The following is a 10749-nucleotide window of genomic DNA, read 5'->3' as shown; positions in this document are numbered from 1 at the left end:
GTTCATCCGTGGTAAGATGGGTGTAGGTCATTTGTGGTCACTCCTTTGTATTCTTTGGTCGGAATTACAAGTTGAGTGTACCACAAATGGCTGTTTTAGTTGTCTAGCTTAATTTTACAATCGGCGTCATAATAAAAACTCCCAACGATTCTAAAGTCAATTAACTTAGAATTCATTGAAAGTTTTTTTAAAATATCTTGTTATTAATCTACACCTTTAAGTGCTTCAACCATATCGATTTTTTTCAGTTTAAAGTGCATAGCCACCATGACTATTGTAGAGAATGCTAAGGATATGAAGAATGAAGCGATGTAACTGCCTATTGAAACACTTGGATGGAACAAGACGTCCATCATTTGCATTGTTTTTAACAAGTAAGTATTTAAGATCGTTCCGAGCACTAAACCAACTAAGCTACCTAAGACTGATAGTACTAATACCTCATTAAAGATATACATACTTACTTCTTGGTCATAGAATCCAAGTACTTTAATCGTAGATAATTCTCGGATTCGTTCAGCAACGTTAATATTTGTTAAGTTATACAGAACGACAAAGGCTAATGAAGCTGCTGAGATAATTAGAACTAATGTAATTAAATCTAAACTTCCCATTTGATCTGCGAAACTTTCAGCAAGTGTATTCAAATCGACAGTCGTTAAGACATTATCATTGTCCATGATTGCTTCTTCAGTTTCTTTTTGACTGACACCTTCTGTGTAGTGAACTAAGTAAGCATTTTGACTTGGTTCTTCCCCAAAGATATTTTCATATTGTTCAGGATTTACATAGAGGTAGTGAGAAGCGTAGTTTTCTACAACTGTAAAATCTTCTACAGTAAACTCTTCTAAGTCTTCATTTTCTAAGGTAAATGAGTCGTTTTTTGATAAATTCAGTAACTCACCCATTCTTTCTGTGATAAATGGACCTTTATCTACGATGGCATTTGGAATTGGTTCCTGGCCTCTTTCGCGTAATGTAACGTAGTCCGAGAATGATTCTAAATTCCCTAGAGGAACTGTTACAGTAACGGATTGTGTCTGACCACCTTCCAATTCTGCATCATACGTTTCAAGTACCACTGGCATATAGCCCTCTACGCCATCCATCTCTATGAGTGACTGATTCATGTCTTCAATTTCAGATTCTTCTAAATCTTCATTAAGGTAAACCATGCCATCATATGTTTGGAGTTGATTAAATTGGCCATCCACAACACCAGATATTGTATTACTAATTCCGAAACCTGTTACGATCAACATCGTACACCCTGCAACTCCGATAAGAGTCATCGAGTTACGTCCTTTGTATCTAAGTAGATTTCGCACTGTCATTTTGGTATTAAATGATAATCGATTCCAAATACTTGGTACACGTTCTAGTAATAATTTCTTACCTGATTTCGGTGGTTCTGGTTGTAATAGATTGGCCGGTTGAGTATGCAACATTTTAAGTGGTGTATAGATTGCAGGGAATAAAGCTGTCGCCAAGGCTATCAGTGCTGCAAGAAAATTCCATCCCCATAAGATTTCAATTTCAGGCGCATCGAAATAATACAACATATTATATGCGTTTAAGATGACACCTGGAAAGACTGCGTAACCAATTATTAACCCAACAATTATACCTAATATCCCGGCGATACCAGCATAAACAACGAATTTCTGGATAATTGTCCCATTGTTATATCCTAGTTGTTTCATTGTTCCCATGTAATTTCTTTGTTCACTTGCCATACGTTTAATTGTTGTGAACGTTACTAAGATGGCTATCGCAAAGAAAAACACTGGGAATATATTAGAAATCACATTTAGTTGTTCTGCATTATCATTTAAACTTTGATAGGCACTTGAACTTCCACGTTTTTCCACCACATAGGTTGGCTCTTCTAAATCATTTAGAGATTCTATAGCTTCAGCAATATCTGCTTCAGCCTGTTCTAAATCTTCTAAGGCATCTTCTTCTTCTGAGATAAATTCATAACGATTTAAGTTATACTCAGCGTCACCTTGCATCAATTCCATTCGTCCAGCCAGAGCATCTTCACGACCTGTTTCAAGCTCTCTTTGACCTGCAATAAGCGTATTGTATGACTCATCGATCACCCGTTTACCATCGACAAGACTCGCTTGTCCTTCATTAAATTGTGAAATACCTTCATCTAAAGCTTGTCGGCCTTCAGTGATTGCAGCATAAGCTGTATCTAACTCACTTTGACCTGCCGCACTTTGAGCATTCAGCTCAGTCCAACCTTGGTTAATCGTACTTTGCGCTGCTTCTAATTGACTCAAACCAGCATAATATTCATTCCAACCAGCTGCTAAAACAGAACTTTGTTCGTCGAGTGTCACTTGTCCCGTTTGCAACATATTCACTGCTTCCACTAATTGAGTCAATTCTGATTGAATTTGATCTAAGTCCAGTTCCGGAGGTAGTTCATTTAAACCACCATCTTCGAGCAGCTGATCTAATTCAGCTTGAGCAGTCGTCAGCGCCGCTTCCGTTTGACTAAGCTGACTATTAAGCTCTTCAATTTGAGTTTCTAAAGAATTGAATCGTTCAATTTGTTGATTCAACTCTGCCAGTTCTGAGTTATTTTGTTGACGTAAAGTACTAAATTCATTCAATTCATTTCTTTGTGTTTGTAAATCACTTTCAATTTGAATGGATTCCGCTTCAGTTAATTCTTGATTTTGTAATTGTGATTCTAATGCACTGATTGCTTGTGATAATTCAGCCATTTGTTGATTATAAGACTCATTCTGAGTTAATAATTCATCTCTTTGTGCAATAAGTTCCGAAATATCTCCCATATTATTGTATTCTGTTTGGAGTTGGTTCAATTCTGTTTCGATGTTTGTTAATTGCTGTTCTAATTCACGTATTTCAGCTATTTTATTAATTAGCTCATTGTCACTTCCAGAAGGGTTTTCTGGGAGTGTTTCTGTTTGAGTCTCTAACTCAGCTATTCGCTTATTTAATAATTGTAGAACATCATCAATAGAAGTTGCTGGGCTCAATTCTGTCCCAACAAGTTGTTCTAGTAAAATGAGTTGTTCTGTCGAAAGTTTCAAATCAGCTAACGTTTGCTCTAGCTCTTCAACCTCATCTAATTCATTGACGATAGCTGCGAGTTCTTGAAGATTTTCTCTTAAGATATCTCGTTCAATATTTAATGAATTAATCCAAGATACAATATCCGGATTTGCTCCGGTATCTGATTGCTCAAGAACTTGAAGGAAGCCGTTAATAACATCAATCTGATCTTCAATTGCAGCTAACAATTGCTCTGGTGGTATCTGATCGTTTGTAGCAAGACTTAATTGGTCTAGCAATTCTTGTCTTCCTGCAGCCAATTGACTATAACCGGCATCAAGTGCCGCTTGGCCTTCAACTAATTGTGAATAACCTGCTTGTGCTTGTGATGCTGCTTGATCTAACTGTGCTTGTGCATCCGTTAATTGTGACTGAGCAGATGCGATTTCTTTATTAAAGGTCGCCAGTCCTTCTTCATATTGGGTCAAGCCTTCTTCATAGGTTTTTTCATTATAATTCAGTTGTGCCCGTGCATCCGCAAGGTCTAACCGACCTTGTTGATACTCTTTGATTCCATTATTCAATTCTTCTTTTCCGCTTTCGATGTCAGCAATCCCTTGATTAAGAGTTCTTTGTCCATCAAATATTTCTTGATGGCCCTCTGATAAAGTTGCTTGAGCATCTTCTAAAGCTTCTCGAGCATCTTCTAAGGTTTGGTAACCATCAGCCACTTCAGCTTCCCCTTCATCAATGGAAGACGCAATTTCATCTTGCAACTCCACAATTCGTAGTTCAGGTCTACCTTTTAAGTCTTCTTCAATTGAAGCCACTGTCTGATCGACAACTTGATTATATTCTGGTGTATATGCTTCGTATTCTCTCGCATTATCTATCCAATAATATGCTTCAGAGTATAAATCTCCACTCACTGCCTGATCGCTTATAATTCCAAAGACATTAGCCGATCCGCTTCGGGTCATTCTTTCTATATAGAGTGGATTACGAGCAAAACCGACCACTTCGAACTCTTCCGTCTCCAATGTGAAACCAGCACTATCGGAATTATCTAGTGTAATTCGGTCACCAATTTGGATAGGTGAATCCATTTGTGCATTGAGCGTTTCTAGATATTTTGTATCGAGGACAATCTCATCCGTATCTTCAACCATTCGTCCTTCAAAAACCTTAAAGAAAATTGTACTCTCATCTCCGTTATAGGTGAATATCTTCGCATTCTCTTCACCAGGACTGACAATAGCATTAATGGACTGCATGGGTAAGATAGTGACACCATTCTGGTTATCTAACAAATCAATATCTGTCTCGTTAAGACCAACTGTCGATAATATATGTCCATCTGGCATATTATTCTCTTGATATACTTCTCGAGCAGTTCTTACCATGCATGGCCCTGCGGCCCGAATTCCAACAAAGAAAGAAACACCTAAGGCAATGATGGCAAATATTGAGATAAAGCGAGGAATCGATTCTTTTATTTCTCTTAAATTATCCTTCCATAATGCAGAATTCATAGGATTCCCCCCTTCTTAATACTAATTACCATTTTATTTCATCTACTTTTAGAGGCGTATCATTTATAACAATATCGTCTACTTTCCCGTTTCTAATCTTTATTACCCGATCTGCCATCTCTGAAATTGTTGTATTATGAGTAATAACAACGATGGTGGTATCGGTATTACGGCTTGTATCTTGCAATAATTTAAGTATTTGCTTACCTGTCTCGTAGTCTAATGCACCCGTAGGTTCATCGGCTAATAATAATTTTGGTTTGCTGGCAATAGCGCGAGCAATGGATACACGTTGTTGTTCTCCACCTGAAAGTTGAGCTGGAAAATTATCCGCTCGGTGGTCTAAACCACATTGCTTAAGGACATCCATGACATCTGCATCACTATTAGATATTTGAATCGATAACTCAACATTTTCTTTTGCGGTTAAATTAGGTACAAGATTATAGTTTTGGAAGACAAAGCCAATATTATTTCTACGAAATGTTGTTAATTCTTTGTCTGAATAATCACTAATATTTTTTTCAGCAATAATAACCTCACCGGATGTCGCTTTATCCATTCCACCTAATATATTTAACGTTGTGGATTTACCAGCTCCTGAAGGTCCTAATATTACGGCAAATTCGCCGGATTCGATTGTGAATGTTACACCGTCATTTGCGCGAGTGACAACTTCACCGCTTTTATACTCTTTTACTACATCAATTAGCTCAATATAGCTCATCTAATCTCACCTCTATTACTAATTTTCGCGATAAAATACCAACACCTTGAGGTAACTACTTTCTTCATCTGGACTTGTTGGGAAATCTTCTGGAAGACTGAATTGTTGGATTAAATAATAAGTTCCGTTCAACTCTTGCGTTGCCGCAACCATATCATCTCGGAAATCTTCTAGAGCATATCCACTATGGTTGGTACTTAATATCGTCATCCCATTTGGATTTGTTAATTTAAATAATTGTTTTGCTAAGTTTGAATAGTCTTCTTCTACTCTGAACATCTTCTTTTTAGTTCGCGCGAAGCTTGGCGGATCACTAACAATTAAATCAAATGTAATGTTATTTTTGGTTGCGTAATCTAAATAATTAAAGACATCCATCACACGAATCTCATGTTTAGAATCTTCAACTTCGATATCATTTAACGCAAATTGTTCTGTTGTTAATTCGATACTGCGGTTGGCTACATCAACACTTACCGTATGGTCACTTCCACCAACTGATGCCGCAACTGAGAAAGCGCCGGTATAACTAAAGATATTCAATACAGACATCCCATTCGCTTGCGTCTTAATAAAATCACGTACATCTCTTTGGTCTAAAAAGATTCCTGTCATCCAACTTTCACCTAAATGCACAGCATAGTTAAGATTATTCTCTTTAACGACTAATGGATCCGGTGCTTCGGCGCCACTGACTAGTTGAATGGGTTCTAAATCATCTGTTTGGAAGCGGAGCGTCTCATAAACTCCCTTAACTTCAGGTAATAATTGTTTTATTGCTTCAAAGAACCAATGACGGTATTCATAAATTCCTTTAGAATACCAATTAATTTGAACGTAGTGGCCGTACCAATCAATGGTCACCCCACCAATGCCGTCCCCTTCACCGTTAAATACACGGAAAGCAGTCGTTTCGGTACTATTAAAGAATGCTTCGCGTTCTTCAAAAGCTTCTTCTAAGGCATCATAGACTAAACTGTCGTTCCAGTATTCATCTTGATAAGTGGTAATTAACCAGCCAACACCTTTATTTTGGCGTCCGACTAACATTTTCCCTAAGAATTGATTGTCAAAATCATTTAAGATGACGACATCTCCTTCAATAAAGTGTTTTGCTTTATCTTCGTTTTGGAAATCCTTCGCTTTAATTAATTTTCCACCATGTTTAATTCGCTTTGTCGCAAGTTCTCTTAATTTATATTCTGCCATTTTGAACACCCTTTTTCTTTCTCTTTTAATTTAATAACTGTGTGTCGTTGTCATAACGTTGATTCTCAGCGGTTAACACTGATTCCATCAAGTATGAAAATTCACTCATTGTCATTTTATTCAATTCGTTTATTTCTGGTATCTTTTCTTCTGATGGTGTCATGGTTAGTTCTAAACGGTAATTAAAAGATTCGATATCTGCTGTTTTATTACTGAATATATTCAGCACAAATTGTTCATAAAGACCTGTTAATGTTGCGTTATAACTACCTACCTCAGGATTTATACTAATAGTTGCTTTGGTTAATTTATCTGTCACGTGATTTGTACTAATATTACTTTCCCACTGATAATCAGCTGGAAACTCTCGATTATCCAACCTTCTCGAAGATATTAAGTCATCTGTAATTTGTGAAGACAATGTCGACTGAAATGTTAGTCCTCGTGAGTTTTCAGTGATATTAAATTGTTGATTCGGAATAACATCATAAGAAATGTGTCGATCATCACTTTCGTTAATATCCACATTTAAACTATAATTCAAACTGAAACTGCCCGCATTTTGATAGAATCCACGTGGAATCTCAAGTCTTTCCATATCAATAATCGTGCTATCATTTAATTGATAGATATCATCCGTAGAGATATCCTCTATTTGAGATAAATCTGGAAAGTATAATAAATTATCGATTAACTCTTCATTCATATTAATCGAACCTAACTCATCTTGATTAATCGCAATGTAGTAATTATTGAATTCATTTAGTTGGTTTTGAACATTTTGAGGAAAATACGTTTGCTCAAAAAATCCCGTATCCGTTAATAAATTGATTGTATTAATGTAAGCTAAAGAAAATTCACGATAAGAAACGATGTCATAAGTTGAGACTGATTGTGTATTGTCTTGTCCATATTCATAAATATCAAACGTTAATCTTGCATCCCCACTTATAGAATCAGCAAGAATCTCACCTTCAGCAAGTAATTTGTTCGAATCAACATTCATATATCGCAAAGTGATTTTATATTTATCTGATGCTTCTAATTTATCTAATACTTGCTTAAAATCTTGATCAACTTCTTCTCGTATGGCGAGCTCTTCTTGCATTTCTTCATCTTCAGATGCTTGGGCAAACTGTATTGGATAATTAATGAATGAAATGAGACTCAGAGATAACAATAATTTCTTTAATTGACGCATAATTATTCGCTCCTGACCTTTTTACTCCGCTTCATATATTAGCACATTATTTCGAACTGAGTATGAATTTTATCTTCTTTATTATCAGCTACTACGCTTACATTAAAAAAGCATACACTTTTAGTTTTAGACACTAAAAATGTATGCATTTAAATCACAAGAAACGATTAACTATCTTCTATCTTTATCGTCGTTATTGAAGGCATCTTTCACACCGTCTACCGCACCTTTGACAGTATCTTTAACGTCATCTAGGGCTTCTTTAGCTTTACCGCTATTTTTTTGTGCTTTTCCTTCTGTTTCACGTTTTTTATCGCCAGTTACTTTACCTGTAACTTCTTTTGTTTTTCCTACAACTTGATCTTTTTTATCTTCTGACATATTTTTCCCCTCCAAATTTTTATTATTTCTTTATTCTTATATTTTATTGAAAAAGCAGTGCTATTGTCAATTAATAGGCTTTTTCTCCGGTTATGACTATCATTATTTTGATAATGAAAGAAATAAAATAATGACGACAGTAAAACTTGCTAAAAAGCTTTTCATGTTCTAAACTAAATTTAGTTAAAGGGGTGTATTATGAAAGTATTACTATATAGCGAAAACTTGAAACAAATTAATAAATCTGGCTTAGGTAAAGCCATTCAACACCAGAAAGAAGCTCTTTTTTTAAATAATATAGAATATACAACTGACATAAATGATACGTTTGATGTTCTTCATATTAATACGTATTTCCCAAAATCATATTATGTCGCATATAAGTTAGGGCATAGTGGCATCCCTGTCGTTTACCATGCTCACTCAACCGAGGAGGATTTTCGAAATTCATTCATCTTTTCAAACCAAGTCTCTCCATTGTTTAAACAATGGTTGATTCAGGCTTATCGTCAAGGTGATATTCTCATCGCTCCTACACCTTATGCTAAAAAGTTACTTGAATCGTATGATATCGGACGAGAAATTGTGAGTGTATCAAATGGGATTGATTTGCGCCGTTTCAATCACGTAGATAATGCCAGAGAACTGTTTCTTGAAGAGTTTAATTATGAATCTGATGACTTTATCGTTATGGGTATTGGCTTATATTTAGAACGGAAAGGGATTCTGGATTTCGTGGAATTGGCCAAGCGCATGCCACATGTTCAATTTATTTGGTTTGGTTATACTGATCTAAAACTTGTGCCTGACAATATTAAACAAGCGATTCAAACGGACTTACCAAATCTAATATTCGCTGGTTATGTTCCTAATGATTCCATCATACTTGGTTTACAAGGTTCTGATTTGTTCTTATTTCCAACGATGGAAGAAACTGAAGGGATTCCTGCCTTAGAGGCTTGTGCAACAAAAGCAAACTTTATTGTTAGAGATATCCCAGTATTTGATGATTGGTTAATTGACAAGAAACATGTCTATAAAGGAAAAGACATTGATGATTTCGAACGATTAATCGAACAATTTAGATTAAATGACTTACCTCCCTTAGGTGAAGCTGCCTATGAGGTTGCTAAAGAGAGAAATCTCATCGAAATTGGAAAGCAATTAAAAGACGTCTACCAAAAAGCCATCGAAATTAAACTCGAGGAAGAAAAAAACTGAAGTAGATGAATGGCTTATTGCCGTTCATTTACTTCAGTTTTTTATGCTTTCTTAATTAAATGTGTATCCAAGAATTTATCCAATTGCCCCTTATCTCTCGCTGTTTGCCCTTGAGAGATGTTTGTCGGGTTTAGATATAAACGCGCTTGCTCATTGTTATTTTCATCAAATGCAGCAACTGCCTCACCTTCATCTTCGTCGAACACTCGATCCACGTGATGATAAGTACTTTCTAATATCTCTTCGACATCCATTGCGATTGCATCGCGCAATACTTGATACATCTCAGCTTGTGCTTCAGGAATATAGAATATATCTACTTTTACTAAGTCTTCTTGCTCAGTTTTTTTACCTTTTTGTCTTCTCTTTTTTGCCAACTCGCTTCCACAGACCTTTCTATCTTTTCTTATGGATTAAGTATTTATTCATAAATTCCATAGAATCATTTAAAAGAAGTTCCTCTAGTAAATTTATCACAGAAGAATCTTCATTTGTTCCAATTTGGTAGGTTGTCGATAACAATAATTCATGATCAGCATTGCCCATTGCGATATTGTAATGGGCTTCTTTCATCATACTTTCATCATTTAAGCTATCGCCAAATGCCATTGTATCTTCTTTTTTAATATTGTATTTTGTCTGTAATTTTCTTACAGCACTTCCTTTACCGCCATCTTTTGAGTATACATCTAGCCAACCGTCACCACTCGTTACCGAATCAATGTCTTCAAAACGTTCTTTCAAAATACGCGTCATTATTTTATTTCGATCAAGTGAGTGCGTTGAATAAATCGCGAGTTTAGTAGGCTTTTCTCCTTCCGGTAAATCTTCGAACTTTTCAATATAGGCTAAAGCATTATTATATTGAGAAATGTGTTCAAAGGCTTCGCCTTCGGTTTCTCTAAAGTAGGCTTGATTTCCAGTATTTACCATAATGTGGAAACCTTCAAATTCATCAACAAAGGATGCAATTTTATAGAGAGTCTCTCTATCCACAGTCGTTGTTGATAACTCTTCATTATTTTTTACTATAAAATTCCCATTATCACAAGCAAAGTATAAATCTTTTTGATCTTCTTTCGAGAAGTAGTCAATAATTTTGTGATAACTGTTCCCAGTTGCTATACAAACCAATACATCTCGGCCTTTCAGCGTATGAAGTGCGTGATTAAAACGTTCGACGTCGTAGCTTTTGTCTTTTCTCAACAGAGTTTCATCTAAGTCAATTACAATTAATTTTACAGTCATTATAAACTCCTTATAAGATGTCCATTTCGTATTAATAGTATCATATTTAGTCACTGGTTTTAAATAGTTTGATTTGTCAAATTAAGCTAGACAAAACTGCTTCATCTAAGTAACTCAAAAATACTTCCAACGGTGTTCGGTAGTGTAAGGATTTCCGTGGAATCGTGTTCCGTTTGTGTGCAATCGATGACACA

General features: G+C 35.7%; 8 protein-coding genes and 1 pseudogene. 1 reads left to right on the top strand and 8 read right to left on the bottom strand.

The features are described 5' to 3' along the window. Positions 1-203: 203 nt before the first annotated feature. From ACEN33_RS10920 to ACEN33_RS10900, 5 genes are all read right to left on the bottom strand, one after another. Entirely contained in the window at positions 204-4568 is a 4365-nt protein-coding gene (locus ACEN33_RS10920; RefSeq protein WP_407095099.1) for an FtsX-like permease family protein, read from the bottom strand. 25 nt (positions 4569-4593) lie between these two features. Continuing rightward, on the bottom strand, positions 4594-5295 hold the full coding sequence (locus tag ACEN33_RS10915) for an ABC transporter ATP-binding protein (protein ID WP_407089382.1): 702 nt from the start codon (positions 5293-5295) through the stop codon (positions 4594-4596). An 18-nt stretch (positions 5296-5313) separates the two neighbouring features. Beyond that, positions 5314-6504 (bottom strand): class I SAM-dependent rRNA methyltransferase, encoded by a 1191-nt coding sequence (locus ACEN33_RS10910; protein WP_407095098.1) that lies wholly within the window; start codon positions 6502-6504, stop codon positions 5314-5316. A gap of 25 nt (positions 6505-6529) precedes the next feature. Next, positions 6530-7705 (bottom strand): hypothetical protein, encoded by a 1176-nt coding sequence (locus ACEN33_RS10905; protein WP_407095097.1) that lies wholly within the window; start codon positions 7703-7705, stop codon positions 6530-6532. Between the two features lie 171 nt (positions 7706-7876). Then, positions 7877-8086 (bottom strand): CsbD family protein, encoded by a 210-nt coding sequence (locus tag ACEN33_RS10900; protein ID WP_407095096.1) that lies wholly within the window; start codon positions 8084-8086, stop codon positions 7877-7879. 198 nt (positions 8087-8284) lie between these two features. Here ACEN33_RS10900 and ACEN33_RS10895 point away from each other — a divergent pair, with 198 nt between their 5' ends. Continuing rightward, positions 8285-9307, top strand: coding sequence for a glycosyltransferase (locus ACEN33_RS10895; protein ID WP_407095095.1), 1023 nt, complete (start codon positions 8285-8287; stop codon positions 9305-9307). A 41-nt stretch (positions 9308-9348) separates the two neighbouring features. Here ACEN33_RS10895 and ACEN33_RS10890 read toward each other — a convergent pair whose 3' ends face one another. From ACEN33_RS10890 to ACEN33_RS10880, 3 genes and pseudogenes are all read right to left on the bottom strand, one after another. Then, complete coding sequence (locus ACEN33_RS10890; protein WP_138404338.1) at positions 9349-9684, bottom strand: hypothetical protein; 336 nt, start codon at positions 9682-9684, stop codon at positions 9349-9351. A 19-nt stretch (positions 9685-9703) separates the two neighbouring features. Next, positions 9704-10555 (bottom strand): HAD family hydrolase, encoded by an 852-nt coding sequence (locus tag ACEN33_RS10885; RefSeq protein WP_407089374.1) that lies wholly within the window; start codon positions 10553-10555, stop codon positions 9704-9706. A 76-nt stretch (positions 10556-10631) separates the two neighbouring features. Beyond that, positions 10632-10749, bottom strand: a pseudogene (locus ACEN33_RS10880) (IS30 family transposase); the annotation flags it as partial.

It is taken from the genome of Ruoffia sp. FAM 24228, assembly GCF_045528575.1.
In the GTDB taxonomy this organism is placed as follows: domain Bacteria; phylum Bacillota; class Bacilli; order Lactobacillales; family Aerococcaceae; genus Ruoffia; species Ruoffia halotolerans.
Note: the sequence above shows the minus strand (reverse complement) of the source record. Positions and strands in the feature narration are given on the sequence as shown.

What these genes read in the sequence shown, in the direction of transcription:
- ACEN33_RS10920 (WP_407095099.1), bottom strand. Translation starts at nt 4,568, where the DNA reads ATGAATTCTGCATTATGGAAGGATAATTTAAGAGAAATAAAAGAATCG.
- ACEN33_RS10915 (WP_407089382.1), bottom strand. Translation starts at nt 5,295, where the DNA reads ATGAGCTATATTGAGCTAATTGATGTAGTAAAAGAGTATAAAAGCGGT.
- ACEN33_RS10910 (WP_407095098.1), bottom strand. Translation starts at nt 6,504, where the DNA reads ATGGCAGAATATAAATTAAGAGAACTTGCGACAAAGCGAATTAAACAT.
- ACEN33_RS10905 (WP_407095097.1), bottom strand. Translation starts at nt 7,705, where the DNA reads ATGCGTCAATTAAAGAAATTATTGTTATCTCTGAGTCTCATTTCATTC.
- ACEN33_RS10900 (WP_407095096.1), bottom strand. Translation starts at nt 8,086, where the DNA reads ATGTCAGAAGATAAAAAAGATCAAGTTGTAGGAAAAACAAAAGAAGTT.
- ACEN33_RS10895 (WP_407095095.1), top strand. Translation starts at nt 8,285, where the DNA reads ATGAAAGTATTACTATATAGCGAAAACTTGAAACAAATTAATAAATCT.
- ACEN33_RS10885 (WP_407089374.1), bottom strand. Translation starts at nt 10,555, where the DNA reads ATGACTGTAAAATTAATTGTAATTGACTTAGATGAAACTCTGTTGAGA.